Raw genomic sequence first — 20,030 nt, forward strand, 5'->3', positions numbered from 1 at the left:
ACTCACCCGTCCGCCGCTCGTCAGCAACTAGCAAGCTAGTCCTGTTACCGCTCGACTTGCATGTGTTAGGCCTGCCGCCAGCGTTCAATCTGAGCCATGATCAAACTCTTCAGTTCAAATTTTGTGACCGTCCGAAAACAGCCAAATCTGACTCAAAGTAACTACTGTAAAAAACCTAACTAAACGTAAACGTTGTAGTTAAATGAATTCACGAGTCGTTTACCTTGATAATGCATTACTGCTTCATCTCAGCAAACGCCCACACGAATTGCATGGTCGATTTGTTAAAGAGCGTGCCTGAGCGAGATGTCTTTCGTCTCAAGCGAGGTGCGCATTATAGAGACCTGCTTTTCGCTGTCAACGACTGTTTTTCACTTTTTCAAATTTCTTCTGCCGCACTGATCACTCCTCATAAAAGCAACACCATGGGCTGAGAGTTAAAGCATGCATGAGCGGCAAATTGCGACCTTTGTCGCACGTATAGCTATAGCCCCGCATAGCACAGAAAGATAAAATTCCAACTGTTGTTGTGCGGGTTTTGCCGAACCGCTGTTGAACTCTCCAGTCACGCGCATTTCGCCCTCCCCTCATCAGCCGAACATTGGGCTCTGAACGGCTTGCCTTTTCGCAACCCGACCCGGGTCTTTATGGTAATTTTCGTGCCGCGCCAAAGGTGGCGGCAATCCAACAGTGATGATCTGATACAGCTAGGGTACTTAGCGTTGAAACCGACAGACACATCCGCCCCCGAGTACTACCACCGCGTCGTCAACTGCCAGTATGCCTGTCCCGCGCATACGCCGGTGCCGGAGTATATCCGCCTGATTGCAGAACGCCGTTACACCGACGCCTACATGGTTAACTGGGAGTCCAACGTCTTTCCCGGCATTCTTGGCCGGGTTTGCGATCGCCCGTGCGAACCCGCTTGCCGACGAGTTCGGGTTGAAGAAAACCCAGTTGCCATCTGCCGTCTCAAACGCGTCGCCGCCGACAACAAAACCTCTATCGATGACCGGCTGCCGGAAGTCCCAACCGCCAAGAACGGTAAACGGATCGCCCTTATCGGTGCGGGGCCTGCATCGCTGACCGTAGCGCGTGATCTGCTTCCACTCGGCTATCAGGTGACGCTGTTTGATCGTGAACAGAAAGCCGGCGGCATGGTTCGCAGTCAGATTCCGAGCTTCCGCCTGCCTGAGTCGGTACTTGACGAAGAGGTCGACCGAATTCTCAATATGGGCGTCGAAACCCGCTTCGGTACCGACATTACCAGCTTGAAAGCGGTCATTGACGAAGGTTTTGACGCACTGTTTATCGGCACCGGTGCCCCGTCGGGCCGAGACCTAAAGCTGCCGGGCCGAGATCAAGCCGGAGATAAAGCGCAAGTCGGTATCAACTGGCTGGCGGGCGTGGCCTTTGAACATATAAAGACTGTCGGCAAGAAGGTGATCGTTCTGGGCGGCGGTAACACCGCCATGGACTGTTGCCGGACCGCGCTGCGACTCGGCGCTGATGAAGTCAAGGTAGTCGTGCGTTCCAGCTATGAGGATATGAAAGCCTCTCCCTGGGAAAAGGAAGACGCCGCCGCCGAAGGCATCGACATTATCAACCATCATGTACCGCACTCTTACGTAGTAGAGAACGGCAAGCTGATCGGTATGCGCTTTGAAGTGGTGGAATCGGTCTACGACGAAAATGGCCGCCGCTCGCTGGTACCCACTGGCGGCGAGCCGGTGCTGATCGAATGTGACGAGGTCCTAGTCGCCATCGGCCAGGACGCTACTTTCCCCTGGATAGAGCGTGATCTCGGGATCGAATTCGACAAGTGGGGCATGCCGGTGCTGAACAAGAGCAGCCTGCAGTCCTCATTGCCGACCGTATTCTTTGGCGGCGACGCAGCCTTTGGCCCTGAAAACATCATCACCGCTGTTGCCCACGGTCATCAGGCGGCGATTTCGATCGACCTGTTCTGCGAAGGCAAGGACGTCTGCGACGAACGTCCGGCTGATCAGCACACCCTGATCAGCCAGAAGATGGGTGTGCATGAATGGAGCTACCAGAACGCCGTTTCCAACGACGTCCGTCAGGCCGTGCCCCATATGGATCTGCAAAAAGCGATCAAGGATCTGCAGGCAGAAGTTGAGCTGGGTTTTGATGAGAAACTGGCGCTGGCCGAAGCCCACCGCTGCCTGAGCTGCGACGTGCAAACGGTGTTTACCGCCGAGCGCTGCATTGAATGCGGTGCCTGTGAAGACATCTGCCCGATGGACTGCATCAACTTCACCCAGAACGGAGACGAAGCGGACCTGCGCAACCGGCTGCGAGTCCCCGCCACGAACACCGAGCATGCGGTGTACGTCTCCAAGGACCTGAAAACCGGCCAGGTGATGGCGAAGGACGAGGACGTCTGCCTGCACTGCGGTCTCTGCGCCGAGCGCTGCCCTACCGGCGCCTGGGATATGCAGAAGTTTATTCTAAACCCCGCTTAGGTAACCGAACGATGCATAGTATTAAATCTGTTAACGAGTTCGTGATTCGGTTCGCCAACGTCAATGGTACCGGGTCGGCCAGTGCCAACCTACTGTTCGCCAAATCACTGTTTCGCATGGGCATCCCCGTCAGCCCACGCAACGTATTCCCATCCAACATTCAAGGGATGCCGACCTGGTACGAAGTTCGCGTAAGCGAAAAAGGCTACCTGGGTCGTCGTGGCGGCGGCGCCGACATCGTCGTAGCGATGAACGCCCAGAGCCTCGCGCAAGACATGCGCAACGTGCTGCCCGGCGGTTACTTTCTTTATGACAGCACCAAGCCGCTGGATCCCGCGCTGGTGCGCAGCGACGTCAACATTCTTGGCATGCCGATTTCCGAAATCTGCCTGCGCGAATACACCGACCCGCGTCAACGCCAGCTGTTCAAGAACGTTATCTACGTGGGCGCCCTGGCCGCGCTGCTGGATATCGAGTTCGAAGTGATCAAGGGGCTGATCGCCGACCAGTTCAAGGGCAAGGAAAAGCTGATCATTCCCAACATCTACGCGCTGGAGCTGGGTCACCAGTATGCGTCCACCAACTTCAAGTGCCCGCTGGATGTGCGCGTCAAGCGCAGCGATCAGGTGGGCGACAAGATCATGCTGGATGGCAACACCGCCACCGGCCTCGGCGCCATTTATGGTGGCGCATCGGTCGTCGGCTGGTACCCGATTACCCCATCCACCTCGGTGGTCGAGAAATTCATGCAGTATGCCAAGCGGCTGCGGATCGATCCGGCTACCGGCCAGGCCAACTATGCCGCAGTGCAGATGGAAGACGAACTGGCCGCCATTGGCTGTGTCATCGGCGCGGCCTGGAACGGTGCCCGCGCCTTCACCGCCACCAGCGGCCCCGGCGTATCACTGATGACCGAGTTTCTGGGACTGGCTTACTTCGCCGAGGTCCCGGTGGTGCTGGTCAACGTCCAGCGTGCCGGTCCGTCCACCGGAATGCCGACCCGCACCCAGCAGCCGGACATCACCGCCTGCGCCTACGCATCCCACGGCGATACCAAGCATGTACTGCTGTTCCCCTCGTCGCCGAAAGAGTGCTTTGACATGACCGCCGACGCGTTCGATCTGGCCGAGCGCCTGCAGACTCCGGTGATCGTGATGAGTGACCTCGAACTGGGCATGAACGACCACCTTAGCGAGCCGATGCAGTGGGACGACGAGCGTCGTTATGACCGCGGCAAGGTGCTCAACGAAGAGCAGCTCGATGAAATCGAGCGTTTCGGCCGCTATCTGGACGTGGATGGTGACGGCATCTGCTACCGCACCCTGCCCGGCACCCACGCCGAGAAGGGCTCCTTCTTTACCCGCGGCACCTCGCGCGACCGCTACGCGGTCTACAGCGAGCAGGGCGATGTCTACGTCGACAACGTCGATCGCCTGACCCACAAGTTCAAGACTGCAGCGACACTGGTTCCGCCGGCCAAGATCACCCGGCAGGGCAAGGGCCAGAAGATCGGTCTGATTTACTACGGCACCACCGCAGCAGCGATCAGCGAAACTGTTGATACGCTTACCGAAAAAGGAATCAAGGTCGACAGCCTGCGCGTTCGCGCCTTCCCCTTCGGTCAGGAAGTGGCCGATTTCATCGATAGCCACGATCAGGTCTTCGTGATCGAGCAAAACCGCGACGGCCAACTGCGCAGCCTGTTGATCAACGAACTGGAGATCAACCCGCGTGACCTGAAAGCCGTATTGCACTACGACGGTCTGCCGATCACCGCACGCTTTATCAGCGGTCGTATCGAAGAGCTGTTGCTGGACGCCGGCAACAAGAAATCCACCCGTAACGTGGCAAGCAGGTAACCCATGAGCTATCAGAAATCATCTTTCCGCCACCCCAATCTGGCGGTAAACGACCTTGGCCTGACTCACCGCGACTACGAGGGCTCACTCTCGACCCTGTGCTCTGGCTGTGGCCACGACTCCATCGGCGCATCCATCGTGCAGGCCTGTCACGAACTGTCGCTACCGCCGCACAAGATCGCCAAGCTATCGGGCATCGGCTGCTCCTCCAAGGCGCCGACCTACTTCCTCGGCAAGGCGCATGGTTTCAACTCGGTCCATGGACGGATGCCGTCGATTGTTACCGGTGCCAACATGGCCAACCGCGATCTGACCTACATCGGCATGTCCGGTGACGGTGATACGGCAGCCATCGGCATGGGGCAGTTCGCCCACGTGGTGCGGCGTCGACTGAACATGCTCTACGTGGTCGCCAACAACGGCGTCTACGGTCTGACCAAAGGCCAGACCTCGGCAACGTCGGATCGAGGCTCCAAGAGCAAGGGGGGTGAAGAAAACCTGCTGGAAGGGATCGACCTGCCAACGCTGGCGATACAGCTGGGGGCCACCTTTGTGGCGCGCAGCTTCTCCGGTGACAAGAACCAACTGGTGCCGCTGCTGAAGGCGGCCCTGAGTCACCGCGGTTTCGCCTTTATCGACGTGCTGTCACCCTGTGTGACCTTCAACAATCACAACGGCTCGACCAAAAGTTACGACTATGTTCGTGACCATATCCAGACCGCGTCGGTGACCGATTACGTGCCGGTTAAGGAAGAGATCACCACCGCCTGCCCGCCGGGCGTATGCCGGGATATCTGTCTGCATGATGGTTCGATTTTGCGTCTGAATAGCGTTGCGGAGAATTACGACCCCCAGGACCGTGCTGAAGCGATCGCAGCGATCGAACGCCACAAGGCCAAGGGCGAGATCCTCACCGGTCTGCTCTACGTCGACCCGGCAGCCGAAGACCTGCATGAAGTGATGCAAACCTCCCACCGCCCGCTCAACACCCTGAGCGAAAGCTGCCTCTGCCCCGGCAACGACCGCCTGCAGATGATTAACGACAGTTTCCGCTAGGTGCCGCACCATTACAAAAGGGGGCCTCAGCCCCCTTTTTTGTTGCGCCGAAACCGACCTCAGGCGATCCAGGGTGTCATTACGGTTCCCCAGAGAACAGCCGTGACAGCCAGCATACCGACCAGCACCACCAAGCCCACAGTCAGGATCGAGGATGAGAAGAAGAACGCCCTATCCTCCGGGATCTTCATGATCACCGGTACTCCGGTGTAGAGCAGATGGACGGTATACGCCACCGCCGCCATACCAATCAGCACATCGAACCACAGCACCGGTATCAGCGCCGCCAGTCCCGCGAGAAACAGCGGCGTTGCAGTAAAGGTAGTCAGCACCATGCAATCATCGAAGCTTGACTGCGAGCCATAGGTTTTTTCCATCCAGTGGATGAACCATGCCATCACTCCCGCCCCCACCAGCAGGGCAAAATAGAAGGCGATGGCAATAGGCAGCGCGCTGGCTGCGGTAAGTTTAACGAAATCCCCCCCGGTGACGCTCCAGCCAATCTGGGTCGTACCGATAAAGGCCGCCAACGGCGGAATTGCTGCCAGATAAACCACATGCGAGGTGTAACAGCGCAGCGTACTGTAGTGTTCCTCACGTATCAGTTTCCACTCTTCCTTGGGGTGGTATAGAACTCCCATCATATGTTGAAAGAACATTGCTCTATCCTCCCGACCACTTACCGGGCAACCGCAGCCCGAGGATCGTTCTGGTTACAAAAGTTCACAGCAGGACTGCGCCTATCCGTGAATCTTACCGATAATCGCGCAGTGCCCGACTATCAGAATAGCTTAACCACCAGCAGTGGCATGTAATGATCGATAAGCAACACCACGAACAGCGCCATGATGTAATTGATACTGTGTAAGAACATGGACAGCGGCGCGGAGCGATCTACTCCCCGGTAAACGCGCCACGCCCACTGCATAAAACGTAGATTCAATAACGACACGCCGACCAGATAGGTCCAGCCACTCATTCCCGTCATGAACGGAAACAGCGTCGTCACCACCATCAACAAGGTATAGAGCAGGATCTGCAGGCGGGTGTAGGGCTCACCATGGGTTACCGGCAGCATCGGCACGCCTGCCTCGGCGTATTCCGCTTTTTTATGAATGCAGAGAGACCAAAAGTGAGGCGGCGTCCAGGCAAAAATAATCAGCACCAACAGCAGCGCATTCGGCTCCAGTGATCCGGTCACCGCTACCCAGCCCAGCATCGGCGGCGCCGCGCCGGCGATGCCACCGATGACGATATTCTGTGGCGTGGAGCGCTTTAGAAACACCGTGTAGATCAGCGCATAACCGATCAGCGATGCCAGCGTCAGCCAGCCGGTCAGTGGGTTGACCCAGACCACCAGCAAGGCAATCCCCGCACCACCCAAAACGGCCGCGAACACTAACGCCTGTGCCGGCGCTACCCGCCCTTGCGGGAGCGGGCGTCGGTGGGTACGCGCCATGCGCGCGTCGATATGCCGATCCAGAACCTGATTGACCGCCGCCGCCGATCCTGACGCCATCGCGATACCCAGAGTGCCGAGTAGAACAGCATCCAGAGGAGGCAGCCCCGGCACAGCCAGAAACATGCCGACGACAGCGGTCAGCAACATCACCGCCACCACCCGGGGTTTGCACAGCTCGTAATAATCACGCCAACTGGCGGCAACGGCAGATATCATTACCCGAGACTCAGCCATGGCGCACCTCCCGTCTGAAACCGATCTGGCCGTAGATCCACACCAGCAACACCAGCAACAGCACCGCACCGGCGTGGTGAGCCATTGCCAGCCCCAACGGCAACCCATGCATTACGTTAAGAACACCCAGTAGAACCTGACCGGCCAACGCGGCTAACAGCACCAGTGCTTTAAAGTGCTGCCGTCGCCAGAACAACAACAATGCCAGCCCCAGAAGATAAGCCCCCAACAATGCGCCAATACCACGATGACTCATCTGGATCGCAGCACGCGCCTCCCGCTGCAAGTGACCACCCAGGTAACTGCCACCATGGGCCTCGGGCAGCTCAAACGCCTGCTTAAAGTCCAGCTCAACCTGCTGATCCCGTTCGCATTGCCACCAGTGACTGCAAGACCAGCCCGCATAGTTGGCACTGGTCCACCCCCCCAGCGCAATCTGCACAAACAGTAACAGTAGCCCGCCGGCCAATGCCGAACGAATTCCCAGTGGCCGTACCTGAATGTTTGCAGTCCAGGCTCCCAACCGTTGCCGTAGCCGCAGCAACAGAGCGAGTGTCAGCAGCCCCCCCAACAGGTGCAGCGTGACCACCTGAGGCAACAGCTTCAGGGTCACCGTCCACATTCCAAACAAAGCCTGCAGCAGCACCAACCCCAACAATCCGATACCCAATCCAAAGGGGTAGCCCGGCTGCTGGCGGTGAGCCCAGCCACCCAGTGCCAGCGCCGCAATCATTAACCCCAAGCTGCCGGCCAGATAGCGATGGGTCATTTCGATCCAACCGCGTCCGGGGTGCAGCGGCTGATCCGGAAAGCGCAGCTGTGCCTGCGCACGGGCCTCTGTAGAGCCGGGTATAATCAGCTCGCCATAACAACCAGGCCAGTCCGGGCAGGACAGCCCGGCATCGTTGAGCCGCGTCCAGCCGCCCATCAGCACCACCAGCAAGGCCAGCAGGATGGCGAGTTCGCTGATCCGCAGTAACCATGCCGTCTTCATCAGCCGACCTTAGACACTTTCAGTAACCGTTTCAGATCCAGCAACACCCCCTTGGGCGACTGGTCAAAGCGGTAGTAGAGCACCAGATTTCCCAGGGGGTCCGCCAGCCAGATTCCCGGCTTCAGCAGTTCCGATGCCGGCTGAGTCAGAACCAGCGGCGCTTGGTCATCGGCAGCATCAGGAGGTGCCGCCACGCCGACCCATTGTGGCTCGACCCTGCCACGCTCACGCCCCAGCGCCTTGTGCAGCTGTAATAGATTATGACGCCAGCGATTGCATGCTTGATCACAGTGATCAGCCACTTGAAGTAGCTGCCATTTACCCCGTCCCTGCCATGGCTTGCCAGCAGCGGTCTGCAGCATGTCTGCGGACAGTAGCGTTGGATCCGGGACCAGCTGGCCGTGGTTGACCCGGCCTTCCGGCAACGCGATGCGGCCAAAATACATCACCATCGCCGCAACCAGGGGTAGCAGCGCCACCAAAAGCAACAACCACAGGGTACGATAGGAGTGCGCCCTAACCATTTGAGTCACCTCGCCATGTGGCTCGCGGTGCCTCTTTGCGCACCCACCACAGCAACCATACGGCCGTCATCAGCGCCAATCCAAACCATTGCAGGGCGTAGGCATAATGCTTGGCGGGGGGCATATTGATGGGCTGCCATTCGATCTCCGCGCCGGCCAAATAGGGCTGTTCCACGCGCAACATGCCCGGATAAAGCGCTACACCAAGACGCGCGGAAAGGTTTCGCCAGTCCGGCTGCTGTATTCGTTGTGGCCATGCAGATGTGCTCTCGACCACCGGCTCATCCAAACGGAAGCCGGGCTCTGCAGCGGTCAGCCAGCCACGAAAGGATGCGGTAGTCACGGGCAGCGTCAGCGGGGGTAGCTGGGTGCGATCAACGGGGGCCGGCACCCAGCCCAAATTCAGCAGCAACTGCAGCGGCTCACCGGCGAGCTGCAGCACCGCCAACACCTCGTACCCAACCCGCCCCTGACGCGTACGGTTATCGAGCAAAAAATAGCGCTCAGGCAACAAGCTTCCGGTAAGCTCAACCCGCAACGGCTGAACCGGGCTCTCCACGGGCAACTGGTAGCGCACCTCGGACGACTGCAGCGCAGCCAGCAACCTGGCCTTTTCACCACCTCTCATCACTTGCCAGCCACCCAAGGCACTCAGCAGCGGCACCAGCATCACGCCAGCAATCAACGCCACCCGCTTGATCCGGCGCGGTGCGCGGTCTTTACTGACGCCATCACTGGAGGAAACACCATCATGGGATTCAAGCTGTTGGTTCTGGTTCTGTTTGCAGCGGTGGTCATCAGCCTGTTCGCGGCGCTCTACTTTCTGATTACCGACAGTTCCCGACGCCAGCGCACGGTCAACGCGCTGGCACTGCGGGTGCTGTTCAGCCTGTTGCTGATCGCGACCCTGCTGATCGGGTTCTATACCGGCCACCTGCAGCCCCACGGTTGGTAACCTCCCTCAAAGAATGTAAACAAACAAAAACAGCCCGACCCACACCACATCGACGAAGTGCCAGTACCAGCTCACGGCCTCAAAACCAAAGTGCTGTTCGGCATCAAAGTGCCCCTTCAGCACCCGCAGCAGGATCACAATCAACATCACCGTGCCCAAAGTCACGTGAAGGCCATGAAAACCGGTGAGAATAAAAAAGGTGGCTCCGTAAATTCCGGACTTGAGGGTCAGGTCAAGTTCGGTGTACGCAACGATGTACTCTTCGGCCTGAAAGCCAAGAAACACGATGCCCAGCAAAATGGTGAGCGCCAGCCAGAGCTTGACCGTCGCTCGACTGCCGGTTTTCAGGCCTTTGTGGGCGATGGTCAGGGTGACACTGGAGGTCAGGAGCAGCAGCGTATTAATCAAGGGCACACCCCAGGGGCTGATGACCGCAGAAGGCCCCGGAAACAGCTCGCTGTCCGGATTCTGCAGCAGTGGCCATTCGGCGGTGAAGCCTTGCCACAACAGGTTGCTGGAGCCTCGGTCGCCTTCACCCCCCAACCAGGGAACGGCAAATACCCGGATATAAAACAGCGCCCCGAAGAACGCGGCAAAAAACATCACCTCGGAAAAAATAAACCAGCTCATCCCCCAGCGAAATGAGCGGTCCATCTGCGCACTGTAGAGGCCAGCGCGACTTTCTCGCACCACATTGCGGAACCAGGCAAACACAATGCAGGCCATCAGCGCCGCGCCGGTCAGCAGCAGCCACTTGCCGTGATTGCTGCCATCTTGCTGCAGACCGTTGATCAGGGTTCCGGCACCCAGCGCCATCAGAAACAGTCCGATCGATGCAAGGATCGGCCAGTAACTGCGCTCCGGCACGTAGTATTGGGTGGTCATAAGCTTACCCTCCGTGCCGACGGTTGCTGTGGCGCCGACTGGTGCCCGACCTGGTCCGCGGTGATGTCGAACAGGGTGTAGGACAGAGTGATGGTTTCGATATGTGCCGGCAGTTGCGGATCGATCATCAGCACCAGCGGCATCCGCTGCGATGCCGAGCCGGCCAGCGTCTGGGCCTCAAAGCAGAAACAGTTGACCTTCTGCACATAGCTGGCGGCCTCGGCCGGTGCAACACTGGGCACCGCTCTGGCCACCATCTCAACCGCCGTCGGGTTATGGGCCACATAGTGAATCAGAGTCTGCTCCCCCGGATGAACCGACAGCTGGTGCTGCTCCGGCCGGAACCCCCAGGGCATCCCCTCGTTGTTGACGGCGATCAGTTGCACCCGCACCTGACGGGCAGCGTCTACCTGCACCGCTTCGGTCACGGCTCCGGTACGGGTCACCTTGCCGTTGATCCCGGTGACCCGACAAAATACGTCGTACAACGGTGACAACAGAAACCCGAAGCCGAACATCAGCACCGCTGCCAGCGCGAGTCGCAGCGCCAGGCGCCGGTTGGCAGTCGTCGCTGACATCAGTGCTCCCCTCCCTGTTCTCTAAGATCGGGCGGGGTGGTGAAGCTGTGATAGGGCGCGGGCGATGGCAGGGTCCACTCCAGCCCCTCGGCGCCTTCCCAGACGCGGCTGTCAGCACCGTAACCACCGCGCACGCACTGAATGATGTTGTAGACGAACAGCAACTGCGACAGGCCGAACAGGAACGCGCCGATCGAGGCGACCATGTTGAAGTCGGCAAACTGCAGGGCGTAGTCGGGGATCCGCCGCGGCATTCCGGCAAGACCAATAAAGTGCATGGGGAAGAAGGTGATGTTGACGCCGACAAAGGACAGCCAGAAGTGCCATTTGCCGAGGTACTCATTGTAGTAGTTACCGGTCCATTTCGGCAGCCAGTAGTAGGTTGCCGCCATGATCGAAAAGATCGCTCCCGGCACCAGCACGTAATGAAAGTGCGCCACCACAAAATAGGTGTCGTGATACTGGAAATCCACCGGCGCTATTGCCAGCATCAACCCGGAAAAACCGCCGATGGTAAACAGCACCACGAACGCCAGTGCAAACAGCATCGGGGTTTCGAAGGTCATCGAGCCGCGATACATGGTCGCCACCCAGTTAAACACTTTCACCCCGGTAGGCACCGCGATCAGCATGGTGCTGAACATGAAAAACAGCTCGCCAGCCAGCGGCATCCCCACGGTGAACATGTGGTGAGCCCAGACAATAAACGACAGAAAGGCGATTGACGCGGTGGCGTAAACCATCGAGGGATACCCAAACAGGCGCTTACGGGCGAAGGTGGGAATAATGTGTGAGATGATCCCGAACGCCGGCAGGATCATGATGTATACCTCCGGATGACCAAAGAACCAGAAAATATGCTGGAACAGCACCGGATCGCCGCCTCCGGCCGCGTTAAAAAAGCTGGTGCCGAAGTGGATGTCCATCAGCATCATGGTCACCACCCCCGCCAGCACCGGCATCACCGCGATCAGCAAGAAGGCGGTGATCAGCCAGGTCCAGGCAAACAGCGGCAGCTTCATCATGGTCATGCCCGGAGCGCGCAAATTGAGAATGGTGGCAATGATATTGATCGCGCCCATGATCGAACTGATGCCCATCATGTGCACCGCGAAGATAAAAAAGGTGACACTAGGCGGCGCGTAGGTGGTCGATAGCGGCGCATAGAAGGTCCAGCCGAAGTTGGGCGCCCCACCCTCCATAAACAGGGTCGCAAGCATCATCGCGAAGGCGAACGGCAGAATCCAGAAACTCCAGTTGTTCATCCGTGGCAGCGCCATGTCCGGTGCGCCGACCATCATCGGAATCATCCAGTTGGCCAGCCCAACAAAGGCCGGCATCACCGCACCAAACACCATGATCAGACCGTGCATGGTGGTCATCTGGTTAAAGAACTCCGGTTGCACCAACTGCAACCCCGGCTGGAACAGCTCGGCCCGGATCACCAGCGCCATGCAGCCACCGGTGAGGAACATCACCAAGCTGAAGACCAGGTAGAGGGTACCGATATCCTTATGGTTGGTAGTCAGCACCCAGCGCATCAACCCCGGAGGGGGGCCATGATGGTGTTCGTGCGCTACAGCTTGTGTCAGCATCGTCGCCCTCCTAGGGTTGGAGCGCCTTTATTTCTCGGGGCTGCACGCTATCGCCGAGGTCATTGCCCCAGGCGTTGCGTTCATAGGTGATTACCGCCGCCAGATCGACAGCATTCAGTTGTTTTCCGAACGCCTGCATGGCGGTACCAGGCTTACCGTTAATAACAATGTCCAGATGCGCTGCTCGGTTATCCACGATCAACGGGCTACCGGCCAGCGCAGGGAACGCGCCCGGGATACCGCTACCGTTAGCCTGATGACAGGCTGCGCACTGGCTGTTATAGACCGCCTCACCCCGGCTCATCAGCTGCTCCAGACTCAGCTCCTGATCAGCCGCGGCGGCATCTGCAGCCTTCGCTGCTTTGGCATCCGCCAGCCACTGCTGGTACTGATCCGCGGGCAGCGCCTCGACCACGATCGGCATAAAGCCGTGGTCCTTGCCGCAGAGTTCGGCGCACTGGCCGCGGTAGGTGCCGGGGTCACTGACCTCAGCCCAGGCCTCATTGATAAATCCAGGGATGGCGTCTTTTTTCACCGCCAGCGCGGGCACCCACCAAGAATGGATCACGTCGTTAGCGGTCAGCAGAAACCGCACTTTGGTGCCTGTGGGGATGACTAACGGATTGTCGACTTCCAGCAGGTAATGCTCGCCCTTGTCCTCCTCGTTGTTAATCTGGGCTCTCGGCGTCGACAGTGAGCTGAAGAAATCGATATCCTCGTTGAGGTACTGATAACGCCATTTCCACTGGTAACCGGTAATCTGAATCGTGACTTCGCCATCGCGCTTGTCATACATCTCGATCAGGGTTTTGCTGGCAGGCAGGGCCATGGCGATCAAAATGGCGAAAGGGATCAGCGTCCAGATGATCTCGACCAGGGTGTTCTCGTGAAAATGAGCGGCTTGGGCGCCTTTGGATTTGCGGTGATGCACGATCGACCACAGCATAATCCCGAACACCACCACGCCGATGGCCACACAGATGTAAAAGATCAGCATGTGCAGGTCGTAAATCGACCGGCTGATCTCGGTTGCGCCTGGCGCTAGATTGAGCTGCCATTCGGCGGCGGCCCCCTGACTGATACAAACCCCGGCAACGAGGAATGCAGCGGTGCTCAGTCTCATGGATCAATCTCCTGCATCCAATGAGTTCGCAGTACTGCTTGTTATTATCCGACCAGAGAAGTCGGTTACATGGAGTATAGACAGTTGCAGGAAAAGTCCAGCGCAGTTGGTCAGCTGTACCGGTCCAGCACTTGCTGAACCAGCCACCACACGCCGAGCACAAACAACGCGGTGCCGATCAGTCCCCCGATGACAAAGGGCCAGGGGCTGCGCTGGTTGAAATCCTGTCGTAGCCTTTCACTCGACTGGACACCAAAAGCGGCTCCCAGCAGACTGACCAGCAGCGCCCACTTCGAGCGTGTAGCGCCAGGTTGAGTGCCAGATTTGTCGGGTGAAGAGCGGTTGGGGGGCACAATTCAGCTCCGGAAACGCCTCCGCAGCAGCCATCTGCTGCAGAAGGTAGAACTGAAGCATAGCAGGCGGGTGGGCAAAGCCCGCAGATCAGTGCTTGCGCTTGTTACGGCGAAGTAGCGCCTGAACAGGGCCTGAGGCCGCGTAAACCAGAAACGTCAGCCAGAGTAGCGTCGCCGGGTCGATAGAGACAACGGCAAACACCATCACTACCGCCAGCAACGAGACGAAAGGCACCTTCCCTTTCAGGTCTATCTCTTTGAAACTGTGGTAATAGACGTTGCTGACCATCAACAGGCCACTGCCGGCAACCAACACCGCCGCCAGAATGGCGTAATTGTGGGTCACCACTTCCATTTCGGTGCCAACCCACACCATCCCCGCCAGCGTTGCGGCCGCCGCAGGACTAGGCAAACCCACAAAGAAGCGCTTGTCGACGCTGCCGATCTGGGTATTAAACCGGGCGAGCCGCAAGGCGGCGCCGGCAACGTAAATAAACGCGGCGACCCAGCCCACTTTGCCCAGCGTTCCCAGCGCCCAGGAGAAGGTCACCAACGCCGGCGCCACGCCGAAGGAAACCATATCGGCCAAGCTGTCGTACTGGGCGCCGAATTCGCTCTGGGTATTGGTCATCCGGGCCACACGGCCATCGAGACCATCCAGCACCATGGACACAAAGATCGCCACCGCCGCCTTCTCAAAGCTGCCGTTCATCGCTGCGATGATGGCATAGAACCCGGAAAACAGCGCGGCGGTGGTAAACAGATTGGGCAGCAGGTAGATGCCCCGGCTACGGCGAGGCTTATCGGCCTGAGACTGAGGATGTTCCTCGGTTGGCTGCGTATCGTCGTGGGGTTGCTTATCCACCATAGGTCACAGAGTTCCTGCCAGAAAAAGTGCGGCTATGATAGAACGATTGCCGGGGTAGCGCCAATGGCCGGATCAGGAACGGCTTTCGAGCATCACCTGACGCGACATTCGCTGTGCAGCATTCACTCCTTCGGTCAGGTTGTCGCACTGCATGCCGCCGAGGGCAGCGGCATAGATACGCTGGCGCATTGCCGGGTCAACATTGCGGCTGACGTCGTCAAAAATACTCAGAAACATATAGATAGGCTGCTGACGCAGGGATTCTCGGCTGGGCACCGACTCACAGCGCGAGCTGAGTTCCCCGTGAATGTCATCAAGCACCTGCTGACACTGAGGGCAAACGGGTTGCGGGTCAGCGTGTACTGCAGAAGTACACGCCAAGAAAAAAAATGCCACAAAAGCGGGAAGCGTCGATTTCATAGTGCCTGCCGTCAGATCCTTGATGGAATAACACCCCCGAACCTTACCGCAATCCCCCTTCAGATCAAAAGGGCAAGTCGCCGTTTTAATGACCTACGCCAAATCAACGTGCTTCCTGGGGATGTTTGCGGCTCCAACAGGCCGGAAAGGGCAGCTGGCGGAGCAACCAACCTCAAGCGCGTCGATACCCATACCCTGTGACGCCTTTGAGCAGACGCCAGCGTTACACCAGCCCAAAGCCACAAAAAAGGCGACCCGAAGGTCGCCCTTTTGAACGAAGTTCGAATCAGAATTCCAGCTCGCTAGCGGGAACCGCCTCTGCCTTAGGCTTAACCACGGTTAGCAGCTGCTCGCGGATCTGCGCTTCAATCTCTTGCGCCATCTCCGGATTCTCTTCCAGGAACTGAGCCGCGTTGGCCTTACCTTGACCAATCTTGTTGCCCTGGTAGGCATACCAGGCACCGGACTTATCGACGATGCCCTGCTTCACTCCAAGGTCGATCACTTCACCCATGTGGTAAATACCTTTACCGTACATGATCTGGAACTCAGCCTGTCTGAACGGCGGCGACACCTTGTTTTTTACCACCTTCACCCGGGTCTCGTTACCGACCACTTCGTCACCTTGCTTCACTGCACCGGTACGACGAATATCCAAACGTACCGAGGCATAGAACTTCAGCGCATTACCACCGGTGGTGGTTTCTGGCGAGCCAAACATTACTCCGATCTTCATCCGGATCTGGTTAATAAAGATCACCAAACAATTGGCGTTCTTAACGTTACCGGTGATTTTACGCAGCGCCTGTGACATCAGACGCGCCTGCAACCCCACGTGGGAATCGCCCATCTCACCTTCGATCTCCGCCCGCGGGGTCAACGCCGCAACCGAGTCAACCACCAGCACATCCACTGCGTTAGAGCGCACCAGCATGTCGGTGATCTCCAGCGCCTGTTCGCCGGTATCCGGTTGCGAAACCAGCATATCGTCGATGTTGACCCCGAGTTTTTCGGCATAGATGGGATCGAGTGCGTGCTCAGCATCGACGAAAGCGCAGGTTTTACCCAAGCGTTGTGCTTCGGCGATCACCTGCAGGGTCAGAGTGGTTTTACCGGATGATTCCGGCCCGTAAATCTCAACAATCCGACCGAATGGCAAACCGCCGATACCGAGGGCGATATCCAGCCCCAACGAGCCGGTAGAAACAGAAGGGATCGCTTCGCGCGGTTGGTCACCCATCCGCATCACCGCACCCTTGCCAAACTGACGCTCAATCTGACTCAAGGCCGCCGAAAGCGCCTTCTTCTTGTTATCATCCATTACCCTTGCCCTCGATGCTTAGTTCTGACTCGTACAGGAAAACAACTGTATATATGTTCAGTATTATTTCACAGAATTTCTGAGATGCAAGCCGCTGGCCGCAGTTATTTTTCAGCCAGCCCCAACAGCGCACTAACTGCTTGAATAACCGCCTGTTGCCTTATCTGCTGACGATCACCCTGAAACTGGAAACAGCTCGAATGGGGGCGATGATCCCGCTCGCCCCAGCTCAGCCATACCGTTCCCACCGGCTTTTCAGGGGTGCCGCCCCCCGGCCCGGCAACACCGCTAACGGCGACACCGAACGCGGCGCCGCTGACCCTGAGCGCACCGTGCAGCATCGCCTCAACGCAAGCCTGGCTGACCGCACCGTGTTGCTCAAAAATAGCCTCCTCCACGCCCAGCAAAGCATGTTTGGCCGCGTTCGAATAGGTCACAAAACCGTATTCGAACCAGACAGAACTGCCCGAGCGTTCGGTCAAAGCACTAGCGATGGCACCACCGGTGCAGGACTCCGCGGTAGTCACCTGGACGCCCCGACGCTCAAGTTGCTCAGCCAGTTGAGCCACCAGCGAGGTGACAGTTGCGGTCGGCGAAATAGGCACGAAATACTCCTTCCAAATTGCGCTTATCCTATCGTGTCAGTCGGGATCACTCCAGCATCCGACCATTTCGTCTGCGGGTAGATTTTCCAGTACAATTGCCGACTCATTTTTGGCAAGGCGTAGGATCGATGGCAAAGGCTGACAAGGGCTCTCAGCATACTCCAATGATGCAGCAGTACCTGCGGATCAAAGCGGAACACCCCCATGAACTGGTGTTCTACCGCATGGGCGACTTTTACGAGCTGTTTTACGACGATGCCCGCCATGCCGCCGAGCTGCTGGATATCTCCCTGACCGCGCGCGGCCAGTCCGCCGGCGAGCCGATACCCATGGCCGGCGTGCCCTACCATGCCGCCGAAAACTATATCGCCAAGATTGTCCGCGCTGGACAATCGGTGGCCATCGCCGAACAGATTGGTGATCCGGCCACCAGTAAAGGCCCGGTGGAGCGAAAAGTGGTACGGGTGGTCACCCCCGGCACCCTGACCGACGAAGCGCTGCTCGAAGAGGGCCGTGACAACCTGCTGGTCGCCGTGACCGCTCAGACTGACTGCTACGGCCTTGCCAGCCTCGACCTCAGCAGCGGTCGCTTCGTGGTGTGTGAAACCGAAGGCGAAGAAGGTCTGCGTAGCGAGTTGGCCCGACTGCGCCCCGCCGAGCTGCTCTATAACGAAGAGTGTGGCCTGGACGAATTGCTGGAGGGCTATCGGGGCCTTCGCCGCCAGCCCCCCTGGCACTTCGAACCGGATACCTGCTTCAAACTGCTGACTCAACAGTTTGGCACCCGCGACCTCAACGGTTTCGGCTGCGCCGAACTGACTCTGGCACTCTGCGCTGCTGGCTGCCTGATCCAGTACGCCCGCGATACCCAGCGCAGCGCCCTGCCCCATATTCGTACCATCGCCACCGAGCAACGCGAAGGCAGCGTGGTGCTGGATGCGGCCACTCGCCGCAACCTAGAGCTGGATCTCAACCTCGCTGGCAGCAGCGACAACACCCTGATCTCGGTGATCGATCGCACAGCCACCCCTATGGGCGGTCGTTTGCTGCGCCGCTGGTTGCATCGACCGGTGCGTGACCCCGCGCTGATTCGCCAGCGCCAGTTCGCCATCCAGACCCTGATCGACGACTACCGCTTTGAGCAGCTGCAACCGGTGCTGAAAGAGATCGGTGATATCGAGCGAATTCTCGCCCGGGTGGCGCTGCGCTCGGCCCGTCCGCGTGACCTAGAACGACTCAAGCGGGCACTCAGCGCGCTACCTCAACTGCAGCAACTGCTGGCCCCGCTGGATGCACCGCTATTGAAGCAACTGGCCGACGACGCGGCCGAATTTCCCGACCTGCAACAACTGCTGGCCAATGCGGTGATCGATAATCCCCCAGTAGTAATCCGCGACGGGGGCGTTATTGCCGAGGGTTACGATCAGGAACTCGATGAACTGCGCGCGCTTAGCGAGAACGCCGGTGATTACCTGATCAAACTCGAGCTGCAGGAGCGCGAACGTACCGGTATAAGCACGCTCAAAGTGGGGTACAACCGCGTACACGGCTACTACATCGAGATCAGTCGGGCGCAGTCGACCCTGGCACCAGCTGATTATATCCGCCGCCAGACCCTGAAAAACGCCGAACGTTATATCACCCCGGAATTGAAAGAGTTCGAAGACAAGGCGCTGAGCAGCAAGAGTCGCGCCCTGGCCCGCGAGAAGCTGCTTTACGACGCGCTGCTGGAAACCCTGGCGGCGGCGCTCGCCGAACTACAACGCAGCGCTGCGGGACTGGCGGAGCTGGACGTACTCAACAACCTCGCAGAGCGCGCCGACCGCCTCAACTACAGCGCCCCGGAGATCTGCGAAGAACCGGGCCTTGCGATCAACGAGGGTCGCCATCCGGTGGTGGAGCAGGTTTCCGACGATCCTTTCGTTGCCAACGACCTTTGCATGGACGGCGAACGGCGAATGTTGATCATCACCGGCCCCAATATGGGCGGTAAATCCACCTATATGCGCCAGACCGCCCTGATCGTGCTGCTGGCTCATATCGGTAGTTACGTACCCGCACGAAGCGCCCGTATCGGCCTGGTAGATCGCATTTTCACCCGCATGGGCTCTTCGGATGACCTGGCCGGCGGTCGTTCCACCTTCATGGTCGAGATGACCGAAACCGCCAATATCCTCCACAACGCCAGCCGCCAGAGTCTGGTTTTGATGGATGAGGTCGGCCGCGGCACCAGCACCTTTGACGGCCTGTCACTGGCCTGGGCCTGCGCCAGTCACTTGGCCGGCGCCACCGGTGCCTTTACCCTGTTTGCGACCCACTATTTCGAACTGACCGCGCTGCCGGAACTCTATCCGACCATTGCCAACGTGCATCTGACCGCCACCGAGCACAACGACCACATCATCTTTATGCACAGCGTGCACGATGGTCCGGCCAGCCAGAGCTACGGCTTACAGGTGGCCCAGCTCGCCGGCGTGCCACCCGAGGTAATCCAGCAGGCACGACAGAAGCTGCACCAGTTGGAGCAACTGGCACCGAACGAGGTCCAGCCGGTCGCCGCCATCGAGCCAACGGCGTCACCTCGGCAGGCCGACCTGTTCAGCCAAGGGCCTCACCCGCTGGAGCGCGCGCTGGCAGCGATCGACCCCGACAACCTGACGCCGCGCCAGGCGCTGGAGCTGTTATATACACTCAAGCGGCAGACCCGCTGAG

General features: G+C 58.6%; 19 protein-coding genes and 1 rRNA gene. 5 read left to right on the forward strand and 15 right to left on the reverse strand.

Going from position 1 to position 20,030, the window contains the following annotated elements:
* Nucleotides 1-116, reverse strand: a 16S ribosomal RNA gene (locus tag JJQ76_RS11485); the annotation flags it as partial.
* A gap of 606 nt (nucleotides 117-722) precedes the next feature.
* Here JJQ76_RS11485 and JJQ76_RS11490 point away from each other — a divergent pair.
* Genes JJQ76_RS11490 through JJQ76_RS11500 form a run of 3 tightly spaced genes read left to right on the forward strand, consistent with a single transcriptional unit; the run spans nucleotide 723 to nucleotide 5,401 of the window.
* A complete protein-coding gene (locus tag JJQ76_RS11490) occupies nucleotides 723-2,486 on the forward strand; it encodes an FAD-dependent oxidoreductase (RefSeq protein ID WP_210396978.1) in 1,764 nt (587 codons plus the stop codon).
* A gap of 11 nt (nucleotides 2,487-2,497) precedes the next feature.
* Nucleotides 2,498-4,345 carry a 2-oxoacid:acceptor oxidoreductase subunit alpha gene (locus tag JJQ76_RS11495; protein ID WP_210396979.1) on the forward strand — a complete coding sequence of 616 codons (1,848 nt, stop codon included), beginning with the start codon at nucleotides 2,498-2,500 and terminating at the stop codon, nucleotides 4,343-4,345.
* Between the two features lie 3 nt (nucleotides 4,346-4,348).
* A complete protein-coding gene (locus JJQ76_RS11500) occupies nucleotides 4,349-5,401 on the forward strand; it encodes a 2-oxoacid:ferredoxin oxidoreductase subunit beta (RefSeq protein ID WP_210396980.1) in 1,053 nt (350 codons plus the stop codon).
* Between the two features lie 59 nt (nucleotides 5,402-5,460).
* Here JJQ76_RS11500 and JJQ76_RS11505 read toward each other — a convergent pair whose 3' ends face one another.
* The 5 genes from JJQ76_RS11505 to JJQ76_RS11525 form a co-directional block, all read right to left on the reverse strand.
* Nucleotides 5,461-6,060: a Yip1 family protein gene (locus tag JJQ76_RS11505; RefSeq protein ID WP_210396981.1), complete on the reverse strand. Its 600-nt coding sequence runs from the start codon at nucleotides 6,058-6,060 to the stop codon at nucleotides 5,461-5,463.
* 122 nt (nucleotides 6,061-6,182) lie between these two features.
* Nucleotides 6,183-7,097: a heme o synthase gene (gene cyoE, locus JJQ76_RS11510; protein WP_210396982.1), complete on the reverse strand. Its 915-nt coding sequence runs from the start codon at nucleotides 7,095-7,097 to the stop codon at nucleotides 6,183-6,185.
* Nucleotides 7,090-8,091, reverse strand: coding sequence for a COX15/CtaA family protein (locus JJQ76_RS11515; RefSeq protein ID WP_210396983.1), 1,002 nt, complete (start codon nucleotides 8,089-8,091; stop codon nucleotides 7,090-7,092). The genes cyoE and JJQ76_RS11515 overlap by 8 nt, the downstream gene beginning before the upstream one ends.
* Nucleotides 8,091-8,615: a hypothetical protein gene (locus JJQ76_RS11520; protein WP_210396984.1), complete on the reverse strand. Its 525-nt coding sequence runs from the start codon at nucleotides 8,613-8,615 to the stop codon at nucleotides 8,091-8,093. Before JJQ76_RS11520 ends, JJQ76_RS11515 begins: the two co-directional genes overlap by 1 nt.
* A complete protein-coding gene (locus tag JJQ76_RS11525) occupies nucleotides 8,608-9,306 on the reverse strand; it encodes an SURF1 family protein (protein ID WP_210396985.1) in 699 nt (232 codons plus the stop codon). Before JJQ76_RS11525 ends, JJQ76_RS11520 begins: the two co-directional genes overlap by 8 nt.
* Nucleotides 9,307-9,366: 60 nt before the next feature.
* On the opposite strand from JJQ76_RS11525, the gene JJQ76_RS11530 reads away from it, so the two are divergent.
* Entirely contained in the window at nucleotides 9,367-9,570 is a 204-nt protein-coding gene (locus JJQ76_RS11530; protein ID WP_210396986.1) for a twin transmembrane helix small protein, read from the forward strand.
* A 6-nt stretch (nucleotides 9,571-9,576) separates the two neighbouring features.
* Here the strand turns inward: JJQ76_RS11530 and JJQ76_RS11535 are convergent, their stop codons facing one another.
* The 9 genes from JJQ76_RS11535 to JJQ76_RS11575 all read right to left on the reverse strand — a co-directional run bounded on the left by JJQ76_RS11535 (nucleotide 9,577) and on the right by JJQ76_RS11575 (nucleotide 17,318).
* Nucleotides 9,577-10,455 (reverse strand): cytochrome c oxidase subunit 3, encoded by an 879-nt coding sequence (locus tag JJQ76_RS11535; RefSeq protein ID WP_210396987.1) that lies wholly within the window; start codon nucleotides 10,453-10,455, stop codon nucleotides 9,577-9,579.
* The gene (locus tag JJQ76_RS11540) at nucleotides 10,452-11,033 is read right to left on the reverse strand and encodes a cytochrome c oxidase assembly protein (RefSeq protein ID WP_210396988.1); all 582 of its coding nucleotides are present in this window, start codon (nucleotides 11,031-11,033) and stop codon (nucleotides 10,452-10,454) included. The genes JJQ76_RS11535 and JJQ76_RS11540 overlap by 4 nt, the downstream gene beginning before the upstream one ends.
* Nucleotides 11,033-12,628: a cytochrome c oxidase subunit I gene (gene ctaD, locus JJQ76_RS11545; protein ID WP_210396989.1), complete on the reverse strand. Its 1,596-nt coding sequence runs from the start codon at nucleotides 12,626-12,628 to the stop codon at nucleotides 11,033-11,035. Before ctaD ends, JJQ76_RS11540 begins: the two co-directional genes overlap by 1 nt.
* Nucleotides 12,629-12,638: 10 nt before the next feature.
* The gene (coxB, locus tag JJQ76_RS11550) at nucleotides 12,639-13,751 is read right to left on the reverse strand and encodes a cytochrome c oxidase subunit II (RefSeq protein WP_210396990.1); all 1,113 of its coding nucleotides are present in this window, start codon (nucleotides 13,749-13,751) and stop codon (nucleotides 12,639-12,641) included.
* A 110-nt stretch (nucleotides 13,752-13,861) separates the two neighbouring features.
* Nucleotides 13,862-14,104 (reverse strand): DUF2970 domain-containing protein, encoded by a 243-nt coding sequence (locus tag JJQ76_RS18335; protein ID WP_210396991.1) that lies wholly within the window; start codon nucleotides 14,102-14,104, stop codon nucleotides 13,862-13,864.
* An 88-nt stretch (nucleotides 14,105-14,192) separates the two neighbouring features.
* Nucleotides 14,193-14,972, reverse strand: a complete 780-nt coding sequence (gene pssA / locus JJQ76_RS11560) for a CDP-diacylglycerol--serine O-phosphatidyltransferase (RefSeq protein WP_210396992.1) — start codon at nucleotides 14,970-14,972, stop codon at nucleotides 14,193-14,195.
* Between the two features lie 72 nt (nucleotides 14,973-15,044).
* The gene (locus tag JJQ76_RS11565) at nucleotides 15,045-15,209 is read right to left on the reverse strand and encodes a hypothetical protein (protein WP_210396993.1); all 165 of its coding nucleotides are present in this window, start codon (nucleotides 15,207-15,209) and stop codon (nucleotides 15,045-15,047) included.
* 469 nt (nucleotides 15,210-15,678) lie between these two features.
* A complete protein-coding gene (gene recA, locus JJQ76_RS11570; protein WP_210396994.1) occupies nucleotides 15,679-16,713 on the reverse strand; it encodes a recombinase RecA in 1,035 nt (344 codons plus the stop codon).
* A 104-nt stretch (nucleotides 16,714-16,817) separates the two neighbouring features.
* Nucleotides 16,818-17,318, reverse strand: coding sequence for a CinA family protein (locus JJQ76_RS11575; RefSeq protein WP_210396995.1), 501 nt, complete (start codon nucleotides 17,316-17,318; stop codon nucleotides 16,818-16,820).
* Nucleotides 17,319-17,446: 128 nt separating this feature from the next.
* On the opposite strand from JJQ76_RS11575, the gene mutS reads away from it, so the two are divergent.
* Complete coding sequence (mutS, locus tag JJQ76_RS11580; protein WP_210396996.1) at nucleotides 17,447-20,029, forward strand: DNA mismatch repair protein MutS; 2,583 nt, start codon at nucleotides 17,447-17,449, stop codon at nucleotides 20,027-20,029.
* The last annotated feature ends 1 nt before the right edge of the window (nucleotide 20,030 follow it).

It is taken from the genome of Motiliproteus sediminis, from assembly GCF_017912535.1.
Lineage (GTDB): Bacteria > Pseudomonadota > Gammaproteobacteria > Pseudomonadales > Balneatricaceae > Motiliproteus > Motiliproteus sediminis.

Bases quoted from the DNA above. Each gene is read 5' to 3' on its own strand.
- JJQ76_RS11495 (WP_210396979.1), top strand. From the start codon at position 2,498: ATGCATAGTATTAAATCTGTTAACGAGTTCGTGATTCGGTTCGCCAAC.
- JJQ76_RS11500 (WP_210396980.1), top strand. From the start codon at position 4,349: ATGAGCTATCAGAAATCATCTTTCCGCCACCCCAATCTGGCGGTAAAC.
- JJQ76_RS11505 (WP_210396981.1), bottom strand. From the start codon at position 6,060: ATGTTCTTTCAACATATGATGGGAGTTCTATACCACCCCAAGGAAGAG.
- cyoE (WP_210396982.1), bottom strand. From the start codon at position 7,097: ATGGCTGAGTCTCGGGTAATGATATCTGCCGTTGCCGCCAGTTGGCGT.
- JJQ76_RS11515 (WP_210396983.1), bottom strand. From the start codon at position 8,091: ATGAAGACGGCATGGTTACTGCGGATCAGCGAACTCGCCATCCTGCTG.
- JJQ76_RS11520 (WP_210396984.1), bottom strand. From the start codon at position 8,615: ATGGTTAGGGCGCACTCCTATCGTACCCTGTGGTTGTTGCTTTTGGTG.
- JJQ76_RS11530 (WP_210396986.1), top strand. From the start codon at position 9,367: ATGGGATTCAAGCTGTTGGTTCTGGTTCTGTTTGCAGCGGTGGTCATC.
- JJQ76_RS11535 (WP_210396987.1), bottom strand. From the start codon at position 10,455: ATGACCACCCAATACTACGTGCCGGAGCGCAGTTACTGGCCGATCCTT.
- JJQ76_RS11540 (WP_210396988.1), bottom strand. From the start codon at position 11,033: ATGTCAGCGACGACTGCCAACCGGCGCCTGGCGCTGCGACTCGCGCTG.
- ctaD (WP_210396989.1), bottom strand. From the start codon at position 12,628: ATGCTGACACAAGCTGTAGCGCACGAACACCATCATGGCCCCCCTCCG.
- coxB (WP_210396990.1), bottom strand. From the start codon at position 13,751: ATGAGACTGAGCACCGCTGCATTCCTCGTTGCCGGGGTTTGTATCAGT.
- pssA (WP_210396992.1), bottom strand. From the start codon at position 14,972: ATGGTGGATAAGCAACCCCACGACGATACGCAGCCAACCGAGGAACAT.
- JJQ76_RS11565 (WP_210396993.1), bottom strand. From the start codon at position 15,209: ATGTTTCTGAGTATTTTTGACGACGTCAGCCGCAATGTTGACCCGGCA.
- recA (WP_210396994.1), bottom strand. From the start codon at position 16,713: ATGGATGATAACAAGAAGAAGGCGCTTTCGGCGGCCTTGAGTCAGATT.
- mutS (WP_210396996.1), top strand. From the start codon at position 17,447: ATGGCAAAGGCTGACAAGGGCTCTCAGCATACTCCAATGATGCAGCAG.